Annotated in this window: 18 protein-coding genes; 10 read left to right on the plus strand and 8 right to left on the minus strand. The window is 71.0% G+C overall.

Features of this window, described 5'->3' with window-relative positions:
- The 8 genes from HII36_RS11740 to HII36_RS11770 form a co-directional block, all read left to right on the plus strand.
- Positions 1-746, plus strand: a 746-nt coding sequence (locus HII36_RS11740) for a polysaccharide deacetylase family protein (protein ID WP_236003408.1), incomplete at its 5' end; no start/stop codon positions are given.
- 33 nt (positions 747-779) lie between these two features.
- Positions 780-869 carry a putative leader peptide gene (locus HII36_RS59185; protein ID WP_357584620.1) on the plus strand — a complete coding sequence of 30 codons (90 nt, stop codon included), beginning with the start codon at positions 780-782 and terminating at the stop codon, positions 867-869.
- A 122-nt stretch (positions 870-991) separates the two neighbouring features.
- A complete protein-coding gene (locus tag HII36_RS11745; RefSeq protein ID WP_173523154.1) occupies positions 992-2,836 on the plus strand; it encodes a 2-oxoacid:acceptor oxidoreductase subunit alpha in 1,845 nt (614 codons plus the stop codon).
- Positions 2,829-3,893, plus strand: coding sequence for a 2-oxoacid:ferredoxin oxidoreductase subunit beta (locus HII36_RS11750; RefSeq protein WP_173523155.1), 1,065 nt, complete (start codon positions 2,829-2,831; stop codon positions 3,891-3,893). The genes HII36_RS11745 and HII36_RS11750 overlap by 8 nt, the downstream gene beginning before the upstream one ends.
- A 133-nt stretch (positions 3,894-4,026) precedes the next feature.
- Positions 4,027-4,731, plus strand: a complete 705-nt coding sequence (locus HII36_RS11755) for a polysaccharide deacetylase family protein (RefSeq protein ID WP_173523156.1) — start codon at positions 4,027-4,029, stop codon at positions 4,729-4,731.
- A complete protein-coding gene (locus tag HII36_RS11760) occupies positions 4,728-5,801 on the plus strand; it encodes a GNAT family N-acetyltransferase (RefSeq protein ID WP_173523157.1) in 1,074 nt (357 codons plus the stop codon). Before HII36_RS11755 ends, HII36_RS11760 begins: the two co-directional genes overlap by 4 nt.
- 66 nt (positions 5,802-5,867) lie before the next feature.
- Positions 5,868-6,773: an NAD-dependent epimerase/dehydratase family protein gene (locus HII36_RS11765; protein WP_173523158.1), complete on the plus strand. Its 906-nt coding sequence runs from the start codon at positions 5,868-5,870 to the stop codon at positions 6,771-6,773.
- Position 6,774: 1 nt separating this feature from the next.
- Positions 6,775-7,680 (plus strand): glycosyltransferase family 2 protein, encoded by a 906-nt coding sequence (locus HII36_RS11770; RefSeq protein ID WP_173523159.1) that lies wholly within the window; start codon positions 6,775-6,777, stop codon positions 7,678-7,680.
- Here HII36_RS11770 and HII36_RS11775 read toward each other — a convergent pair.
- Genes HII36_RS11775 through HII36_RS11785 form a run of 3 tightly spaced genes read right to left on the minus strand, consistent with a single transcriptional unit; the run spans position 7,667 to position 11,851 of the window.
- Positions 7,667-9,007, minus strand: a complete 1,341-nt coding sequence (locus HII36_RS11775) for a hypothetical protein (RefSeq protein WP_173523160.1) — start codon at positions 9,005-9,007, stop codon at positions 7,667-7,669. The two genes, HII36_RS11770 and HII36_RS11775, sit on opposite strands and share 14 nt — an antisense overlap.
- A gap of 9 nt (positions 9,008-9,016) precedes the next feature.
- The gene (locus tag HII36_RS11780; RefSeq protein WP_173523161.1) at positions 9,017-11,074 is read right to left on the minus strand and encodes a glycosyltransferase; all 2,058 of its coding nucleotides are present in this window, start codon (positions 11,072-11,074) and stop codon (positions 9,017-9,019) included.
- Between the two features lie 3 nt (positions 11,075-11,077).
- Entirely contained in the window at positions 11,078-11,851 is a 774-nt protein-coding gene (locus tag HII36_RS11785; RefSeq protein WP_173523162.1) for a WecB/TagA/CpsF family glycosyltransferase, read from the minus strand.
- A gap of 158 nt (positions 11,852-12,009) precedes the next feature.
- Between HII36_RS11785 and HII36_RS11790 the strand changes: the two genes are divergently transcribed.
- Positions 12,010-12,564, plus strand: a complete 555-nt coding sequence (locus HII36_RS11790; RefSeq protein WP_173523163.1) for a dTDP-4-dehydrorhamnose 3,5-epimerase family protein — start codon at positions 12,010-12,012, stop codon at positions 12,562-12,564.
- On the opposite strand, the gene HII36_RS11795 is transcribed toward HII36_RS11790, so the two are convergent.
- Positions 12,497-13,840: an O-antigen ligase family protein gene (locus tag HII36_RS11795; protein ID WP_173523164.1), complete on the minus strand. Its 1,344-nt coding sequence runs from the start codon at positions 13,838-13,840 to the stop codon at positions 12,497-12,499. The two genes, HII36_RS11790 and HII36_RS11795, sit on opposite strands and share 68 nt — an antisense overlap.
- A complete protein-coding gene (locus HII36_RS11800) occupies positions 13,837-14,640 on the minus strand; it encodes a hypothetical protein (protein ID WP_173523165.1) in 804 nt (267 codons plus the stop codon). Before HII36_RS11800 ends, HII36_RS11795 begins: the two co-directional genes overlap by 4 nt.
- Before the next feature lie 101 nt (positions 14,641-14,741).
- Between HII36_RS11800 and HII36_RS11805 the strand changes: the two genes are divergently transcribed.
- The gene (locus HII36_RS11805; protein ID WP_173523166.1) at positions 14,742-15,632 is read left to right on the plus strand and encodes a DUF6492 family protein; all 891 of its coding nucleotides are present in this window, start codon (positions 14,742-14,744) and stop codon (positions 15,630-15,632) included.
- On the opposite strand, the gene HII36_RS11810 is transcribed toward HII36_RS11805, so the two are convergent.
- From HII36_RS11810 to HII36_RS11820, 3 genes are all read right to left on the minus strand, one after another.
- The gene (locus tag HII36_RS11810) at positions 15,629-16,537 is read right to left on the minus strand and encodes a hypothetical protein (RefSeq protein WP_173523167.1); all 909 of its coding nucleotides are present in this window, start codon (positions 16,535-16,537) and stop codon (positions 15,629-15,631) included. The genes HII36_RS11805 and HII36_RS11810 overlap by 4 nt on opposite strands.
- Before the next feature lie 182 nt (positions 16,538-16,719).
- Entirely contained in the window at positions 16,720-17,586 is an 867-nt protein-coding gene (locus HII36_RS11815) for a glycosyltransferase family 2 protein (protein WP_173523168.1), read from the minus strand.
- On the minus strand, positions 17,583-19,028 hold the full coding sequence (locus HII36_RS11820) for an oligosaccharide flippase family protein (RefSeq protein WP_173523169.1): 1,446 nt from the start codon (positions 19,026-19,028) through the stop codon (positions 17,583-17,585). Before HII36_RS11820 ends, HII36_RS11815 begins: the two co-directional genes overlap by 4 nt.
- Positions 19,029-19,032: the final 4 nt, after the last annotated feature.

Raw genomic sequence — 19,032 nt, forward strand, 5'->3', positions numbered from 1 at the left:
CGGCCCCGGCCGCGCCCCCGCCCCCGCCGGTGGCGGCCGAGGACCCGGGCGGCGCCCGCGCGAGCGCGCCGGACCGCCCAGGCTCGGCGGACCGCCCCGGCTCGGTGGACTGCGCGGCGACCAAGTGCGTCGCCCTGACCTTCGACGACGGCCCGGGGCCCGACACCGGCAAGCTGCTCGACGTCCTGAACGCCGCCGGCGCCAGGGCCACCTTCTTCACGGTCGGCACCAGCGCCGCCGCCCAGCCCGAGCTCCTGCGCCGGATGAGCGCGGAGGGTCACCTGATCGGCAACCACACCTGGGCGCACCGAGACCTGGCCAAGGAGTCGACAAGCAAGATCACCGACGCCTTCGACCGCACCGCGGACACGGTCAACGCGATCATCGGCCAGACGCCCAAACTGGCCCGCGCGCCGTACGGCTCGGTCGACAAGGACGTGCGCAACGTCGCACGTGCCCTCGGCCTGGCCCTGGTCAACTGGGACGTCGACACCCAGGACGCGAACGCGCGCGACCCCCGGACGGTGGCCGACAGAGCGGTCGCGGGCGCGCACCCCGGAGCGGTCATCCTCATGCACGACACCAGGCGCACGACCGTTGACGCCGTTCCGGACATCCTCAAACGACTCCGCGGGAAGGGTTACACGTTCGTCACCGTTCCAGAGTTGTACGGCTCAGCAGGCATGCAGGCCGGACGCCTTTACAGGTCAGGGAGCGACCTGCCGCGCAAGCAGCCCCTGACATAGCCCACGCCTTGGGGGGACGTATAGTTGGCGCTCGTGACCCGAACCGTCCTCTTCGAACGCCTGCATGTAGACCTCTGCAGGCTCGCATCAGGGCTGTGTCGTCGTTCTCCAACCTCACCCTGAATTTCCCCCCGCGTTACCCACTTTGTCTGGGTTGGAAACGCGTGACCTCTCGAGGATCTAGCATGGAAACAGAGAACGCGCCAGAAGCGACCGCGCCTTGGCGCGTCGAGGAGGACTGAGCTGTGGCAAAGCAGGTTCAGCAACTCGACCGCGTGATCATCAGATTCGCCGGCGACTCCGGCGACGGCATGCAGCTCACCGGCGACCGCTTCACCGCGGGCACCGCCGAATTCGGCAACGACCTGTCGACGCTGCCCAACTTCCCGGCCGAGATTCGCGCCCCCGCAGGAACCCTGCCGGGCGTGTCGAGCTTCCAGTTGCACTTCGCCGACCACGACATTCTCACGCCAGGCGACGCGCCCAACGTGCTCGTGGCGATGAACCCGGCCGCGCTCAAGGCCAACCTCGGCGACCTGCCCCGCGGCGCCGACATCATCGCCAACACCGACGAGTTCACCAAGCGCAACCTGCAGAAGGTCGGCTACGACGCCAACCCGCTCGAAGACGACTCCCTCGCCGAGTGGCGGGTGCACGCGGTGCCGCTGACCTCGCTGACGGTCAAGGCGCTGGAAGGCTTCGAGCTGTCCAAGAAGGACGCCGAGCGCTCGAAGAACATGTTCGCGCTCGGCCTGCTGTCGTGGCTGTACCACCGGCCGACCGAGCAGACCGTCAAGTTCCTCGAGCAGAAGTTCGCCAAGAAGCCCGACCTGGCCAAGGCCAACATCGCGGCCTTCCAGGCAGGCTGGAACTACGGCGAGACCACCGAGTCGTTCTCGGTGTCGTACGAGGTCAAGCCCGCCCGTCTGGCTCCCGGCGTCTATCGCAACATCTCGGGCAACCAGGCGCTGGCCTACGGCCTGATCGCGGCGAGCGTGCAGTCGAAGCTGCCGCTGTTCCTGGGCTCGTACCCGATCACCCCGGCCAGCGACATCCTGCACGAGCTGTCGAAGCACAAGCGGTTCGGCATCCGCACCTTCCAGGCCGAGGACGAGATCGCCGGCGTCGGCGCGGCGCTGGGCGCGGCGTTCGGCGGCGCGCTGGGCGTGACCACCACCTCGGGCCCCGGCGTGGCGCTGAAGGCCGAGACGGTCGGCCTGGCGGTGACCACCGAGCTGCCGTTGATCATCGTGGACGTGCAGCGTGCCGGGCCGAGCACCGGCATGCCGACCAAGACCGAGCAGACCGACCTGCTGATGGCCATGTTCGGCCGCAACGGCGAGTCGCCGCTGCCGATCGTGGCGCCGATGTCGCCGAGCGACTGCTTCGACGCGGCCATCGAGGCGGCCAGGATCGCGGTCAAGTACCGCACCCCGGTCATGCTGCTGTCGGACGGCTACCTGGCCAACGGCTCCGAGCCGTGGCGGCTGCCGGAGATCGCCGACCTGCCCGACATCTCGCAGGAGTTCACCACCGCGCCGAACGGCGAGAACGGCGAGTTCCTGCCGTTCAAGCGCGACACGGAGACGCTGGCCCGCCCGTGGGCGATCCCCGGCACCGCCGGACTCGAACACCGCATCGGCGGCATCGAGAAGGCCGACGGCACCGGCAACATCTCCTACGACCCGAACAACCACGACCTGATGGTCAGGCTGCGCGCGGCGAAGATCGCCGGGGTCGACGTGCCCGACCTGGAGGTCGACGACCCCGACGGCGACGCCAGGGTCCTGGTGCTCGGCTGGGGCTCGACCTACGGCCCGATCGCGGCTGCGGCGCGGCGCATCAGGAAGAGCGGCGGCAAGGTCGCCCAGGCCCACCTGCGTCACCTCAACCCGCTGCCGGCCAACACCGGCGAGGTGCTCAAGGCCTACGACAAGGTGCTGCTGCCCGAGATCAACCTCGGTCAGCTGGCGCTGCTGCTGCGCGCCCGCTACCTCGTCGACGTGATCAGCTACAACCGCGTGCGCGGGCTCCCGTTCAAGGCCGAGGAGCTGGCCGGAGTCATCCAGGACGTGATCGACAGTGACTGAGCCGACCAACGGCAACGGGCTCATCAACGGCAAGGGCCTGAGCCTCATCCCCAAGACCGACGCCAAGCAGAGCCTGAAGGACTTCAAGTCCGACCAGGAGGTGCGCTGGTGCCCCGGTTGCGGTGACTACGCCATCCTGGCCGCGGTGCAGAGCTTCCTGCCCGAGCTGGGGCTCAAGCGCGAGAACATCGTGTTCGTCTCCGGCATCGGCTGCTCGTCGCGGTTCCCGTACTACCTCAACACCTACGGCTTCCACTCCATCCACGGGCGGGCGCCGGCGATCGCGACGGGTCTGGCGGCCAGCCGTCCCGACCTGAGCGTGTGGGTGATCACGGGTGACGGCGACGCGCTGTCGATCGGCGGCAACCACCTGATCCACGCGCTGCGCCGCAACGTCAACCTGAACATCCTGCTGTTCAACAACAGGATCTACGGTCTGACCAAGGGCCAGTACTCGCCCACCTCGGAAGTCGGCAAGATCACCAAGTCGACGCCGATGGGCTCGCTCGACAAGCCGTTCAACCCGATCTCGCTGGCCATCGGCGCCGAGGCGTCGTTCGTGGCCCGCACGATCGACTCCGACCGCAAGCACCTGCAGTCGGTGCTGCGCGAGGCCACCGCGCACCGCGGCACCTCGCTGGTGGAGATCTACCAGAACTGCAACATCTTCAACGACAACGCCTTCGAGCAGCTCAAGGACCCCGAGGTCCGCGACGACATCACGCTGCGCCTGGAGCACGGGCAGCCGATCGTGAGCAGCTCCAAGGCCGTCGTGCGGGCCGCGAACGGCGGCATCGAGGTCGTGGCGCGCGCGGGCGTCAGCGAGGCCGACATCCTCGTGCACGACGCGCACAACCCCGACCCGTCGGTGGCCTTCGCGCTGTCCAGGCTCGACGAGCCGGCCTTCGAGCACGTGCCGATCGGCATCTTCCGCCAGGTCGACCGCCCGGCCTACGACGTGCTCATGGCCGAGCAGTTGGAGGAGGCCGTGGCCGGCAAGGGCCCCGGTGACCTGAGCGACCTGCTGCTCGGTGGAGACACCTGGCGCATCGGCTGACCAGGCGGGCACGCGTTTCCACGGCGCCGCCGTCCCCTTCGCGGGGGCGGCGGCGCCGTCGTGTGTAACGACCGGGCTCCCGGACGGGATTCACTGAAGGGCTGATCCACACACCTTCGTCCCAGGGACGGTGATGAGGACCAACGGCTCGATCATCAACCTGACAGTTCACGGCATCGGACCGGCCGAGCGGCCACTCGATCCAGGTGAAGACCACTGGTGGGTAAGCGTCGAGCAGTTCGAGCAGGTCCTCGATGCCGTGGTCGGCCGGCGCGACGTGCGCATCACTTTCGACGACGGCAACGCCTCCGACGTGCGGATCGCGCTGCCCAGGCTGCTGGAGCGCGGACTGCGCGCCGAGTTCTTCGTCCTGGCCGGGCTGCTCGGCGAGCCCGGCAGGCTCGACGAGGCGGACGTGCGCGAGCTGGCGCGGGCCGGCATGCGCGTGGGCTCGCACGGCTGGGCGCACCGCGACTGGCGGCACATCGACCACCATCAGGCGGTCGAGGAGTTCGACGCCGCGCACCGGGTCATCTCCCGCCTGTGCGGGCACCCGGTCACGCGAGTGGCGATCCCGTTCGGCTCCTACGACAGGAACGTGCTACGCAGGCTCAGAGGGGCCGGGGTGACGTGCGCGTACACCAGCAACGGGTCCTGGGCGTGGCCGAGCCAATGGCTGCAGGACCGCTACACCCTCTTCCACGGTCTCGACGAGCACTGGACGTGCCGGGTGCTCGACCGGAGCGCCTCGCTCGCCGTGCGGGCCAGGAAGACGGCGGGACGGCTGTACAAGCGCTGGCGTGGGTCCCCGCTGTCGCCGGCGGAGGCGGCGGGATGAGGGTGCGCGTGGTCCGCGCGCACGAGCTCGGCGCGGCGGAGCTGGCCGCCTGGCGCTCCTTCCAGCGCCTGGACCTGCTGCTGGAGAACCCGTACCTGTCGCCGGACTTCGTCCAGGCGGTGGCGGGCTACCGCGGCGACGTGCACGTGGCCGTGCTGACCCGCGACGGCGAGCCGGCCGGCTTCTTCCCCTTCGAGCGCGGCCGCGGCGGTCTTGGCAGGCCGGTCGGCGCCGGGTTCACCGACGTGCAGGGCATCGTGACCGCGCCGGGGGTGCGCCTGGAGCCGCGCCGGCTGCTGCGGGACTGCGGGCTGTCGGTCTGGAGCTTCGACCACCTGCTCGGCGGGCAGTTCGCGGAGTTCCACCGCAGCGTCAGCCCGTCGCCCGTGATGGATCTGACCGGCGGCTTCGAGGCGTACCGCGAGCGGATCACGGCGCGTTCCACCAAGACGTACAAGTCGGCCGCCTACCGGGAGCGCCGGCTCGGGCGCGACGTGGGCGAGACCCGGCACGTCTTCGACTCGCGCGACCCTGCCGACCTGCGGGCCCTGCTGGCCTGGAAGTCGGCCCAGTACCGGGCGACCGGGCAGCGCGACCTGTTCGCCGAGCCCGCGTTCACCGAGCTGATCGAACGGCTGCACCAGGAGCCGGGCGAGTGCGTGCGAGGGGTGCTGAGCATGCTCTACGCAGGTGACCGGCCGATCGCCGGGCATTTCGGGCTGGTGTCCGGCCGGGTGTTCGCCGGCTGGTTCCCCGCCTACGACCGCAAGTTCGCCTGGTACTCCCCCGGGCTGGTGCAGCACCTGGGCCTGGCTGCGGACGCGGCCGAACGCGGCGTCCGGCACATCCACCTGGGCAAGGGGCAGGCGGCCTACAAGGACTTCCTGGCCACCGAGCAGCTCGCCGTGGCTGAGGGCAGGATCGCCAGGCCGGGGCCCGCCGCGGCGGCGCACTGGGCGGTGACCGTGCCCGGCGGGCGGGCCAGGGACCTGCTGCGCAGGAGCGCGGCCGTACGCGGCCTGGCCCGCCGGGTCCGGACGTGGCGCAACGGCGGCCGGCGTGACGAATGATTTCGCGATTTGCTGGGGTCCGTCCGGACGGTCGGGCCTTACCGAGGACATCGGAGAGGGGCGCTCGTGGCGTGGACTGGCAGGCGGGCCCTGGTCACCGGGGCCGCTGGCTTCATCGGCGGGCATCTGGCCCGGCGGCTGGCCGAACTGGGCGCCGAGGTCCACGCGGTGAGCCGCGAGCCCGGGCGGGAGTCCGGATACCCGGCTCACTGGCATCGGGCCGACCTGCGTGACGCGCAGGCCACCGCGCGGCTGTTCGCCGAGGTGTCGCCGCACGTCGTCTTCCACCTGGCCAGCGAGGTCAACGGGGCCAGGGACACCGGCGTGGTGCTGCCCACGCTCACCGGCAACCTGGTGACCACGGTCAACGTGCTGACCGCCGTCGCCGGTCTGGAGTGCCGCGTGGTGCTGGCCGGCTCGATCGAGGAGCCCAGGCCGGGCAACGGGCAGGCCGCCGCGCCGTCGCCGTACGCGATGGCCAAGAGCGCCGCCTCCGGCTACGCCGACTTGTTCCACCGGTTGTGGGACGTGCCGTACACGATCGTGCGTCCTTCCATGGTGTACGGGCCGGCCCAACGCGACCTGACCAAGCTGGTGCCGTACGTGACGATGGCCCTGCTGCGCGGCGACGACCCGCACCTGACCAGCGGCGCCAAGGTGGCCGACTGGGTGTACGTGGACGACGTGGTGTCGGCGTTCGCGGCCGCGGCGCTGAGTGAGCGGGCCGTGTGCCAGGCGGTCGACGTCGGCACCGGGGTGGCGACCTCGGTGCGCGAGCTGGTCGAGATGTTGTTCGACATCGTCGGCAGCACGGCCAAGCCCGGCTTCGGCGCGGTCGCCGACCGGCCGCTGGACATCACCCAGCTCGCCGATCCAGGACCGGCGCTGGACCTGCTCGGCTGGCGTCCCGAGGTCGTGCTGAGCGACGGCCTGCGGCGCACGGTCGCCTGGTACGCCCAGCGGGCGATCTAACATGCCGACGCGCGTCGCCCTGGTGATCGTCACCTACAACAGCGCGAAGGTCCTGCGTGAGTGCCTGGACTCGCTGGCCGCCGCCGCGCGCGGCGTGGAGCTGGCCGCGGTCGTGGTCGCCGACAACGACTCGGCCGACGACAGCACGGCCGTCGCCGAGAGCGTCACCGGCCTGCCGGTGATCACGGTCGGGCTGGGGCGGAACGCCGGGTACGCGGCGGCCGTCAACGCCGGCGTGGCCGCGCTCGACCTCGACCGGCTCGACGCGGTCTACGTGCTCAACCCGGACTGCCGGCTGCGTCCTGGCTCGATCGCCCCGCTGGCCGAGGCGCTGGCCGCGCCCGGCCGGGGCATCGCGGTGCCGCACCTGGTCAACCCGGACGGCTCGCTGCAGCCGTCGCTGCGCAGGATGCCGACGATCGGCAGGGCGGTGGCCGAGGCGGTGCTCGGCGGCACGCTGGCGGGCCGGCTGTGGCGGCTGGGCGAGCTGGTCACCGACCCGCGGGTGTACCTGCGGGCGGGCGCGTTCGCCTGGGCCACGGGCGCGGCGATGCTGATCTCCGTGCCCGCCTGGCGGCAGGTGGGCCGGTGGGACGAGTCGTTCTTCCTCTACAGCGAGGAGACCGAGTTCTGCCTGCGCGCCCGCGACCTGGGCTGGACGACCTGGTACGAGCCCAGCTCGGTGATCGAGCACATCGGCGGCGAGTCGGGCACCGACCCCGCGCTGGCCGCGCTGCTCGCGGTCAACCGGGCCAGACTGTTCAGACGGCGGCGCGGCCGGCTGCCCGGCGCCGTCTACCACGCGGTGCTGCTGTTCGGCCAGGGCGTGCGGGCGCTGGCCGGCCGCCCGGTGGCCCGGGCCTGCTTCGCCGCCCTGCTGCGCCCGAGCCGGGTCAGCCGGGCGTGATCTTGTAGATGTGGTAGGAGTACTCGGCCTCGAAGGTGTCGACGAACTTGCCCGTGCCGTCGATCGGCACCGTGCGTCCCTCGAACAGCACCTCCGCCTGGCTCGCCCGCATGCCCGCGGGCAGCGTCAGCGCGTGCGCGCCCGGCTTCTCGCCCCGGCCCAGCATGGAGAAGACGTAGTAGGCGCCCTGGTGGTACTTGAGCATGGTGTCGAGCCTGTCGCTGAACCTGTGCTTGTACGACTGGCTGTTGAGCACCGGCGCGAGCTGCTTGACGCGCTTGTTCAGCTCGACCACCGTGGGCCTGATCCGGTCGCCGCAGGTATCCCTGAGCACGTGCTGCGACTGGCAGGGGCCGCCGAAGTTGTGGTTGAAGTAGACGATGCCGCGCGCCTCGTGGATGAGCGAGTTCATGACCGCGCCGGCCAGCTCCTGCGGCTCGATCTCGCGCCGGTCGTCGGCGCCCGGCCAGCCCACCTCGATCACCGCGAAGATCGGCTGCAGGCGGCCGTCCTGGGCGTCCAGCCGGCGCAGCTTGTCGATGAGCGCACCGTAGTTCGCCGACAGCCGGCACTGGTCGAGCGGCAGGTTGAGGTAGGTCTTGGCCTCCTCGCAGATGCCGTTGGAGGTGTACCAGTAGACGTCGGCCGAGATGATGTCGGTGTAGTCGTTGACGAACTTGCCCGCCTCCGGCTCGGTCTGCCAGATCATCACGCCCTTGCCGTAGTTGGCGTAGTGCGGGCGGTCGTCCTTGGGCAGCCTGCCCTTCTGCTTCTTCATCACCGTGTAGCCGCAGCCCTGGTCCTCGGGCACGCACAGCGGGCCCTCGCCCGGGTGGTTGCCGGTCCACTCGGCGTCGCCGGCACCCGCCCACATGTCCGGCTCGTCGTCGATCACCCAGCCGACCGTCTCCTTGCCGTGCCCGGCCAGCGGCTTGTTGGTCAGCGCCGCCATGCCGTTGTCGCGGACGAACTGGGCGTTGCTGGTGCTGGTCAGGCCCACGTACGTGGTGATGCCCAGGGCCTTGTCGTCGGGGGCGTCCTGCGGTTCGACGACCGACTCCAGCCAGACGCCGATCGGGAAGAACGAAGGATCGGCCCAGCCGGCGGCGGCCGTCGCGCCGAAGCCGCCGTAGTAGGCGGGCCCGCCCTCCCACGGCACCAGCGGCAGCTTCGGCCCCTGCCCCGCGCCCGTCGGGCTCGGCCCGGACGTGCCGCTCCCCGGCCGCCTGTCCCGCCACGTGTCACCTGGATAGCAGCACACCAGGGTCAGCGACATGGCGAGGAATCCGATGCCGAACACGACCGCCGGGGGACGCTTTCTCCCCATCGTCTCTCCTCAACCCGTGCCTGGCGGCGCTTCCGCCATGGCCATGAGCGTGGCGGCGCGCGAGTCCCACGACGCGCCGAGCACGGATTCACGCAGCGCCTCGGGGGTCCGCGGCCCGCCGTCGTCCAGCGTCGCGCGGACGGCCGCGGCGAACTCGGCGGGGCCGGTGGCGACGCGCACCCGGTCACCGTAGGCCGCGAGTTCGGCGAAGTCCGTGCTCACCACCGGCAGCCCGAGCGCCAGGTATTCCTTGAGCTTGATCGGATTCGCGTGCCTGATCCACGGGTTGTCCAGCCACGGCATGATGGCCACGTCGAAGCCCGAGCCGTAGGCGGGGATGACGTCGTAGGGGCGGAAGCCGAGCCAGTGCACGTTCGGGTGCCTCGTGAGCCGGTCCATCGGCACGTCGGCGTCGCCGATGAGCACGAGCGAGACGTCTGGGAGGTCTTTCGCCAGCCGTTCCAGCAGGTCGAAGTCCACCAGGTAGTCGTCGAGCGCGCCGAAGAAGCCCACCCGGGGTCCGGGGATCGCGGCCAGGTCGGCGGGCAGGCGTTCGGTCCTGGTGAAGTGGGCCAGGTCCACGCCGTGGTCGAGGTAGTACGCGCGGTCGCCGGTGAGCTCGCGTTCCTCGTCCATGAGGGCCCTGCTGACGTAGAGCACGTGGTCGGCCCGGCGCAGCAGCGCCTGTTCCAGTTCCTCGATCGTGGCCCGGTCGGACTCGGGGAACGCGGAGTGCCGGTCGGAGCGGTTGAACACCAGCGAGCGGCGGCGCATCGGCCTGACCACGTCCCAGGCGGTGGGGATGGTGGTCATGATCACCGGTTCGGTCAGTCCGATGAGGCGGCACACGAGTCGCACCTGGGTGCGCACGAGCACCGCGTTCAGCCTGCGCAGCAGCGGTGAGCCGTAGAAGGGCAGCGGCAGCGGCGACATGACGTAGAAGCCGGGCATCGGCCGGCGCACGAACTTGGCCACGCTGCGCAGCTTGCGGGTGATCCGGCGCAGCACCTGGGTCGAGCGGCCCGGCATCGGCATGCGCATGCCGATGCTGTTGACCACCAGCACCTTCCGGTGCTCGGCCACCGAGCGCATGAGCTGGAAGTCGGAGTGCGCCCGGTTGTGGTACCACCAGTCCTGGGCGGAGAAGCAGACGTAGCCGGGCGGGGCCGCGGCCTGTCCCGGCCAGGCCGGCAGATCGCGCAGCGCGGACAGCGCCGCCCGGTGCCGCTGACCGGACGCGCGGCCCTTGGCCAGCGCGCGGATGCCCTCGTTGAGCGTGACCGCGGCGCGCATCGCCAGCCCGGCCGCCGCGCCGTGGCGTTCGCGGTGCAGGCGCACCCGGTTGGCCGCCGACAGCGCCCAGAGCGCGCTGGAGGTCGACTGTTCGCCGCCGAGGTGCACGGCCCGGGCCCGCGGCTGGTAGCGGACGGCGAAACCGTGCTCTCCTGCCCGCAGCATGTACTCGGTCTCCTCGGAATACAGGAAGTAGCGCTCGTCGAGCGGGCCGAGCGCGTCCAGGCAGGCGCGTGAGACGAGCCAGGCGGCGCCGGTGGCCCAGTCGACGGTGCGCTCGGTGGCGTAGTGCGCGTGGTTCACGACCAGCTCGCCGAGCGCCGGGACGCGGCCGGCCTGGTTACCGCCGAACAGGGCCTCGCCGAGCGCTCTCAGCACGGTGGGACGCCGCCGCAGCGACAGGTGCAGACGCCCGTCGTCGCCGGTCAGCTCGGGCACGGCGATGCCGGTCCCGGGCACGGCCAGCGTCTCGCGGAGCCTGGCCACGGCATCGGGTTCGAGCCGGATATCCGGGTTGAGCACCAGGATGTCGCAGCCGGGGGCGGCGGCGATGCCGGCGTTCACCCCGGCCGCGAATCCGGCGTTGCGGCCGATCCGGACGATCTCGACGTCCGGGTCGGTGCGGCGTACCAGGTCGACCGTGTCGTCGCCGGAGGCGTTGTCGGCCACGACGACCCGCGCGGGCCCCTGGTCCTGCAGGGCCACCCGCACCGATTTCAGGCAGTCCACGATCACAGCGCTGCTGTGATACGTGACGATCACTACGGCGAGCATCGTTCACCTTTCCCGCAGGCGGGTACGCGCCGCCTGCGCCAGCAGGCGCAGCGCGAAGGGCGCGTCGTGGAGCAGGTAGCGGCGGGCCAGGCGGCGCGGTTCCAGCGCCAGCCGGTGCAGCCACTCGCCGCCGCTGCGCTGCAGGACGGTGGGTGCCCGGCTGAACTGCCCGGCCGCCATCGGGATGCCGGCCCCGCAGCCCAGGTACCAGGCGTGCGGCAGGCGCGGGCGGAGGTTGACGATGACACGTTCCTGCTTGGGGAAGCCGAGCCCGACGAGCACGAGGTCGGGCCGGGCGGCGATGACACGTTCCACGACGTCGCCCAGCCGTTCCCGATCGGTGTCGAACCCGTAGGGCGGTGAGTGCGCGCCGGCCACGCGCAGGCCGTCGAAACGCTCCGTGAGCGCGCGTCCGGCGGCTTCCGGCACGCCTTCGTCGCCGCCGAGCAGGTAGATCGAGCGGCCTTCCGCGGCGGCGCGCGCGGAGAGCGTGAAGACGAGGGAGGCGCCGGTCACGCGTTCGCCGATGGCGGCGCCCGCCAGCCGGCCCGCCCACACCACGGGCATGCCGTCGGCCACGACCACCTCGGCCCTGGCCACCAGGGCGGCCAGCTCGGGGTCGCGTGACGCGGCTCTGACGATGTCCACGTTGGCGGTGACGATCCAGCCGCCGAGCCCGTCCCGCCAGCCGTTCGCCATCAGGCCGGCCAGCTCGGACTCGGTGATCGTGGAGACGTCTATCGCGCCGACGCGCACTCGCGTGAACGCCGCGGTCATGGAGTGATCTGCGGAAATATGACCGCCCCCCACGCGCGCTCGCCGATCCGGATACCGCGTTCCATCGGGTAATCGGGAGAAATGGTGAGCTTGTTACGCAAGTCGATCAGCCTTGAGAAAGGCCGGATAAGCACCTTTTTTGCTGATATTTGTGGCGTATGAGAGTAGAGCGCGGCGCACTCGACGGAGTGCTGCTGTTCATCCCCACCCAGCACCACGACGACCGGGGCTTGTTCACCCGCACCTTCGACGCCGCGATCGCCAGGGAACACGGGCTCGACCCGGCCGCCTTCATCCAGGACAGCCAGTCGCGCTCGCGCCTGGGCACGATCAGGGCGCTGCACGGCCGCGGCGGCCGGGGCGAGGCCAAGCTGGTGCGCTGCGCCCGCGGCGCCGTGCACGACGTGCTGGTGGACGCCCGCCCGTCGTCACCCACGTTCGGCGAGCAGATGACCACCGTGCTCGACGACGAGCACTTCGCCCACCTGTACGTCCCGCCCGGCCTGCTGCACGGCTACCAGGCGCTGAGCGACCAGGCTGACGTCTGCTACCGCATCGACAGGGAGCACGACCCCGCCGAGGACATCGCGGTCCGCTACGACGACCCGGACCTGGCCATCGCCTGGCCGCTGCCGGTGAGCGCGATCAGCGAGCGCGACCTGTCGGCTCAGCCGTGGGCCCAGGTGCGGCGACGGCTGCTCGGGTCGCCCTGAGCATCGCCCCCGACACGCCCATCAGCAGGAACGACAACCCGGTCACGGTGGCGAACGAGCGCAGGTCGAACGTGGCCGAGCCGAGCAGCGGGACGACCAGGCAGGCGACCAGCGCCAGGCACAGATCACGCACCACCGGGTCGGCGGACAGGTACCTGGAACGCAACACCGACCACAGCGCGGCGCCGAACAGCCCGAGGAAGACCAGCAGGCCGATCACGCCGGTCTCGACCAGCGAGGAGATGTACTGGTTGTCGAAGATCAGGTGCTTGGGCGCGTACCAGGTGCCCAGGCCGCGGCCGAGCCACGGGCTCTTGGCGATCTCCCGTCCGGCCACCGTGTAGTCGTGGGTGCGGTAGCTGATGCTGGAGTCGGTGTTGAGGTTGGCGAACAGGTCGAAGATCGTCCCCAGCACGCCGGGCATCACGATCTTCACCACGACCAGGAACCCGGCCACCACCGCCGCGCCGATGAGCCGTCGCTCGCGCGGCCACCCGATGAACAGCACCACGCCCACCGCCACCAGGCTGAGCACCGCCGAGCGCGAGACTGAGAACAGCAGCCCGGCCGCGATCAGGGCACAACACGCCCACCAGCGCAGCAGCCGCTCGCGGAAGGCGTAGTGCAGCGCCAGCGGCAACACCATCGAGCAGACGACGCCGTACTCGATGGGGTGGCCGGTGGTGGCCGAGACCCGGTTCAGCCCGCCGCGCTCCAGGATGGCCGGGGCCTCCTGGGTGAAACGCAGCCCGGGCAGCTTCAGGTAGCTGGTCAGGTCGAGGTTCAGCGCGAACTGGAGCCCGCCGACGATCCCGATCAGCGCGCCGGTGACCACGACGGCCTTCAGCACCAGGTCCAGCCGCTCGTAGGACCGCACGCCGTCGCACACCACCAGCGCGATGCCGACCGACGCGACGACCAGCACCATGCTCCGGTCGGCCAGGTTCATCTCGTCGCCTGGCAGGTAGCTGGCGGCGGCGTAGAAGTAGGTGGCGACCAGCGCGATCGAGTAGACGAACAGCGAGGTGCGCACCGGGCTCGGGCCCTTGGCCGCGCCCAGCGTGGTCGTGAAGTGGGTGCAGAGCCAGACCAGCGCGCCGAGCAGCCCGATCGCGTCGGCGGGCGTGAGCGAGAACGGCAGGCCGCGGAAGACCAGCCGGGCCGGGATCATCATCAGGATCGCGGTGAAGATGACCGCGATCGTCGCGCCGTCCGCCGGGTGCGGCCCCCTGCGCGCGGCGGCGGGACCGACCGGCCGGAGCGTGAGTCCGGTCATGCCGGCGACGCCAGCCGCTCGTCGGGCGTGGCGTCCGCATCCCGCTGGCCGGCCTGCTCGTCGCCGGGCTGCTCCGGCTGCTCCGCGCTCTCCCGCGTCGCGGCCGCAGCCGCCTGCTCGGCCTCGGCCGCCTGCTCGCGCCGCCGCCTGCGTCTGCGCAGCGCCTGGATGACGCTCTCCGTCGCGAACGCCGCGCCCAGGCTGCCCATCCCGCCCAGCAGCCCGGCCGCCGCCGCGGCCCGCAGCTTGCTGGTGCGCTGCGCCTGCGCGATCGTCGGCCGGACCATCTCGTGCGCGCTGATGTAGGTGGGGACGGGCGCGTTCAGCCAGCGCTGCCGCTCGGCCAGCTCCACGTCCGCCCGCCCGATGACCCGGCGCACCACCGACTCGGCGGCCTGCGGCGTGGGCCCCTTGCCCTCGATGAACACGAACGGGCCGGTGGCCAGCGTCTCGGGGTTGGTGTTGCCGTTGCTGACCACGTACGAGACGTCACCGCCGGGCACCACGCCGAGCCTGGCCGTGGTGTCGGGCGTGTTCAGCGCCTGGATGAGGATGGTGGCCGTCATGTTCAGCCCCCAGTCGAAGTTGAGCAGGGGGTTGGTGTGCGGCAGCCGCTTGCCCGGCTCGGCCGGCTGGGTGCCGCCCGTGGTCGGCATGGTCAGCACCAGGACCGCGTTCGAGACGTACAGGGTCGGCACCGACGTGTACACCGCGTACGTGCCACCCAGCGTGAGCAGGAACATCGGGAACGTGACATACCAGCGCCGGAACAGTACGAGGACAGCCCCCCAGAAATCCACGACCTTCCTCCCTCGCACTCCATTGGCAATCGTGTGGCGGCGTGTGCCGCGTTACCGCACCTGACGGGGTAACGCCTGGACCGATCCCGCGATAGATCTTCGTGAGCACCTTGGCGGTCATCACACCCAGCTACGCGCCCGATGCCGGTCTGTTCGCCGAACTGCATCGCTCGGTGCTGGAGTTCACGCCGGACGACACCGTGCACCACGTGATCGTGCCGCGCGCCGACCGGGACGTCTTCGCCCGCTACGCGGGCCCGCGCTGCCGGGTGGTGACCGAGCCCGAGGTGGTGCCCCGGCATTACCTGCGGCTGCCGCGCGGGCCGTGGGGCGGCCTGTGGGCCAACCTGCGCCGGCCGTGGCCGCCGGTACGCGGCTGGGTGATCCAGCAGGCCATCAAGCTCGCGGTGGCCGGCGCCGTCGAGGCGGACGTGGTGCTGATCGCCGACTCCGACATCGTGCTGATCCGGCCCACCACCGCCGCCCGCTTCACCACCGACGGACGGCTGCGCCTGCACCGGGTCGACGACGCGGTGCACCCCGGCATGCCCAGGCACGTGCGCTGGCACCAGGTGGCCCGCGACCTGCTCGGCCTGCCGCCCGCACCGGCGCCGCCGCTGCACGACTACGTGACCTCGCTGAACTTCTGGGACCCGGCGATCGTGCGCGACCTGCAGCGACGCATCGCCGACAGCACCGGCCGGCCCTGGTTCGACGCCTTCACCGCGCACCTGCACGTCTCGGAGTTCATCCTGTACGGCGTCTTCGTCGACGAGGTGCTCGGCACCCGGCCGCCGTCCGACACCACGATCTGCCACAACAGCTGGGAAGACGTCCCGATGGATCTCGAGAGCGCGCTGGCCTTCGCCGACGGGCTCAAGCCCGAGGCCGTCGGCATGATGATCTCGGCCAAGTCGAAGACGCCGCCCGACGTGCGCCGGGCGGCGCTGGACCGCTGCTCCCAGATCGTTCAACGGCAGGACGCGGGCTAGTTGTCGGAGCTCGGCGAGCCGACGCGGATGACGTCGATGGGCCCGGTCGCGATGCCGTCGTCGGAGACCAGCAGGGCCCGGTGGTCCTCGGACTCCACGGCGCCGTTCTCGCTCACGTCCGCCTTCTCGGGCTCGGGGTCCTCCTCCTGCTCGGAGTCCCCTTCCTCGGAGTCCTCCTCCTCGGACTCCTCCGACTCTTCGGACTCTTCGGGGTCGTCCTCGGGGTCGGCGCTGGTCACGGTGACCACGGAGGCGTCCGCGTCGGCCTCCGCCTCGGCCTCGTCACCGCCGCTCCCGAACCGCTCGAACCGCTCGAACAGACCGCGCCGCCTGGCCAGGTAGGCGATGCCGAACCCGAGCACGATCGTCAGGACGAGCCCGACCCCGGCCGCCTGCACCTTGCCCTCGATCTCGGCCTTGGGCGTGAGCGGCGGCACCACGTCCAGGATCGAGATGTGGGTGGACGTGGGCGCGCGCAACTGCCGCTGCCGCTCCACGAGCTCGGCGCTGATGCGCTGCCGGGCACGTTCCATAATCGATCGGGCGGTGGCCGCGGAGTCGCTGTCGACCTTCACGTAGATGTACGGGCCGTTGCCGCTGATGCCGAGCAGGTCCGGGTTGGAGCGGCCGTCGTCGATGGTGACCTCGGTCGACCCGCCCTCGACCACGCCGATGTCACGCTGCGCCTGCGGCCCGTTCACGGCCAGGATGAGCATGCCGGCCGTGGTGCGCAGGCCGTCGCTGAACTGCAGCAGCGGGTTGGTCAGGCCCACCGGGATGTCGGGGTCGGCGTTCAGCGTGCCGCCCGCTGCGGGCGTGGTGAGCAACATCGACGAGGTGATCACGTAGCGGGTGGGTGTGATCAGGAAGCCGGCCGTGGCGACGGCCAGCGCGAGCACGATCACCGGTGGTCCGATCAGTTTGCGCCGGGCAAGGTCGAGAATAGACCTCCAAAAATCCACGTCTTCCGTCCCCCTCGACCGCGCGGCGCATTTTCGTCAGGGCTGCCAACCAGCCTCTGATAATCGGAAAAGTCCTACATGTCGTTACATACGCTTACGCATCGGAAACGACCATCACCGCAAGGTCACCTATTCAGGGCCATCCGTAACAGCTTGCGGCTGCGGTGCCGTACGGTCCTGCGGTGCCTGGTGACGTACAGGCCGAGCACCGCGCGACGCGCCCGCCTGCGCTGCTCCGGAGTCAGCGGGAAATCGGACAGCCCGCGCAGGATCTCCCTGCACTCCACCAGCGTGGCGAACCTCGCGCCCCATGGCCCTATCCCAATCTTTCTGGCGACGGCGGACAGCGACTGGCTCTCCCATCCCCTGCCGCCCAGCACCTCGCCGATGTGGCCCCACGGGCCGGCCAGGGCCAGCTTGGCGGCGAGAATCTGGTCCTCGTGCAGCACCACCCGCCGGTCCATCGCCGCGGCCGGAGCGCGCCGCAGCAGCCCGTAGAGCGGGTCGATGACCAGGTGACTCTCGTTCAGCAGGCGCAGCAGCTCCGTGAAGCGCACGACCGGGTCGTCGGAGCGCAGCGCGTCGCCGTCGTAGCCGCCGCTCTGCCTGCCGCCGTCCGGTCCGGTGTACTCCATCTGGCTGGTGACCAGCACCAGCCGCTCGTCCTTCGCGAACGCCTCCAGGCAGCGCGAGGTGTAGGAGGGCACCAGCCAGTTGTCGTCGCCGACCCAGCGGAAATACGTGCCCTTGGCGTGCCTGAGCGCGAAGGTGAAGTTGTCCACCAGGCCGATGTTCACCTCGTGACGGTGGTAGCGGATCCGGCCGTCGGCGGCGGCCAGCGAGCGCACCAGCTCCTCGGTGCCGTCCGTCGAGGCGTTGTCGCAGATCAGCAGCTCCAGCTCGGCGTGGTCCTGGGCGAGCACCGAGCGCACGGTCGGCTCCAGCCGCGCCGCGCCGTTGTAGACCGGCAGCCCGAAGGACACCAGCGTCATGTCGAGACCTTCCTTCTGGTGAGCTGCTTGAGCACCGCGCCGGGCACCGCGAGCAGCGTGAAGACGAGCAGGCCCGTGCCGCCCACGACGACGAGTTCGAGCAGCGCGTCGCCCTCGAACACCCCGGTGAACAGCACCATGGTCACCCCCGCCGCCGCCGTGGCCACCGCGGGCCGTACCAGCCCGGGCAGCACCGGCCTCAGCCGTACGCCCTGCCTGCGCAGCAGCTGCACGCCCAGCGGGAGCGCGACGAACGCGGCCGCGGCGGCATTGCCGATGGCCGCGCCCCTGATGCCGTCCAGGTGTGCCCCGACCAGCAGCGCGGGCAGCAGCGCGGCGGCCCAGCCGAGGTTGAGCCAGATCGTGGCCTTGGTCGCGCCCACCGAGATGAGGATGTCCACCGCCAGGAACGAGATGATCATGCGGACCACCATCAGCACGGCCAGGAACCGCAGCACGCCGGCCGCCGGGTCCCACCGGGGCTCGTACAGGAACGCGACGAGCGGGTGCGCCAGCGTGGCCATGACCAGCGCCACCGGCATGACCACGGACACCAGCAGCGGGACCGAGCGCCGCACCCCCTCGGTCAGCGACGCGGCGTCCTCGGCCAGCCGCGAGAAGCTGGGCAGGGACACGTAACGCAGAGCGGTGCCGATCAGCCCGGGCACCCAGCTCGACACGTTGAAGGCGAGCAGGTAGTACCCGAGCTGCACCTCGCCGAGCACCGCGCCGACCACGATGAAGCTGGAGTTCATCAGCACGGCCTCAAGACCGAACCCGGCAGCCGACGGCAGCCCGAACCGCAGCAGCCGGCCCGCGACGCCCCGGTCCCAGCCGATCCTGAAGGGCACCTTGGCCAGCGCCAGCACGATCACCCCGGTGACGACGGCCGCCGCGACCTGCCCGCCGGCGAAGCTGTAGGCGCCCGCGCCGGCCGCCGCCAGCGAGATGGCCAGGGTCGCGTTGACGGCGAAGCCCGCCAGGTTGGCGATGGCCAGCTTGTCGTGCTCAAACCTGCGCATCAGCGCCGCGCTGCGCACCGCGGTCACGGCCTCGACCAGGATGACCGCGGTGAGCAGCCGGACGACGCCCGTCGCGTGCACGCTGCCGGCCAGCGCGCAGAAGTACGGCGCGCCCACCCAGAAGATCGCGTACAGGCCGGTGGCGAAGCCGAAGGCGAGCACGGTCGCCGTCGCCGAGATCTCCTCCAGCCTGCCGCGCCACTGGATGACGGCGGCCATGACGCCCGCGTCCTTGACCACCATGACGAACTGCGTGGCCGCCAGGGCGACCGCGTACACGCCGAAGTCCTCGGCCCCGAGCAGGCGCGCGAGCACCAGGCTCATCACGAAGGAGGCCGCCTTGGTGACCGTGTTGCCCAGCAGACTCCATCGCAGCCCACGGCCCGCCTTGCGGCCGATGGATTCGACCTTGTCGTTCATTCCT

This window comes from Nonomuraea antri, from assembly GCF_013283785.1.
GTDB classification, from domain to species: Bacteria; Actinomycetota; Actinomycetes; order Streptosporangiales; family Streptosporangiaceae; genus Nonomuraea; species Nonomuraea antri.

What these genes read in the sequence shown, in the direction of transcription:
- HII36_RS11755 (WP_173523156.1), top strand. Translation starts at nt 4,027, where the DNA reads ATGAGGACCAACGGCTCGATCATCAACCTGACAGTTCACGGCATCGGA.
- HII36_RS11760 (WP_173523157.1), top strand. Translation starts at nt 4,728, where the DNA reads ATGAGGGTGCGCGTGGTCCGCGCGCACGAGCTCGGCGCGGCGGAGCTG.
- HII36_RS11770 (WP_173523159.1), top strand. Translation starts at nt 6,775, where the DNA reads ATGCCGACGCGCGTCGCCCTGGTGATCGTCACCTACAACAGCGCGAAG.
- HII36_RS11775 (WP_173523160.1), bottom strand. Translation starts at nt 9,007, where the DNA reads ATGGGGAGAAAGCGTCCCCCGGCGGTCGTGTTCGGCATCGGATTCCTC.
- HII36_RS11780 (WP_173523161.1), bottom strand. Translation starts at nt 11,074, where the DNA reads ATGCTCGCCGTAGTGATCGTCACGTATCACAGCAGCGCTGTGATCGTG.
- HII36_RS11785 (WP_173523162.1), bottom strand. Translation starts at nt 11,851, where the DNA reads ATGACCGCGGCGTTCACGCGAGTGCGCGTCGGCGCGATAGACGTCTCC.
- HII36_RS11790 (WP_173523163.1), top strand. Translation starts at nt 12,010, where the DNA reads ATGAGAGTAGAGCGCGGCGCACTCGACGGAGTGCTGCTGTTCATCCCC.
- HII36_RS11795 (WP_173523164.1), bottom strand. Translation starts at nt 13,840, where the DNA reads ATGACCGGACTCACGCTCCGGCCGGTCGGTCCCGCCGCCGCGCGCAGG.
- HII36_RS11815 (WP_173523168.1), bottom strand. Translation starts at nt 17,586, where the DNA reads ATGACGCTGGTGTCCTTCGGGCTGCCGGTCTACAACGGCGCGGCGCGG.
- HII36_RS11820 (WP_173523169.1), bottom strand. Translation starts at nt 19,028, where the DNA reads ATGAACGACAAGGTCGAATCCATCGGCCGCAAGGCGGGCCGTGGGCTG.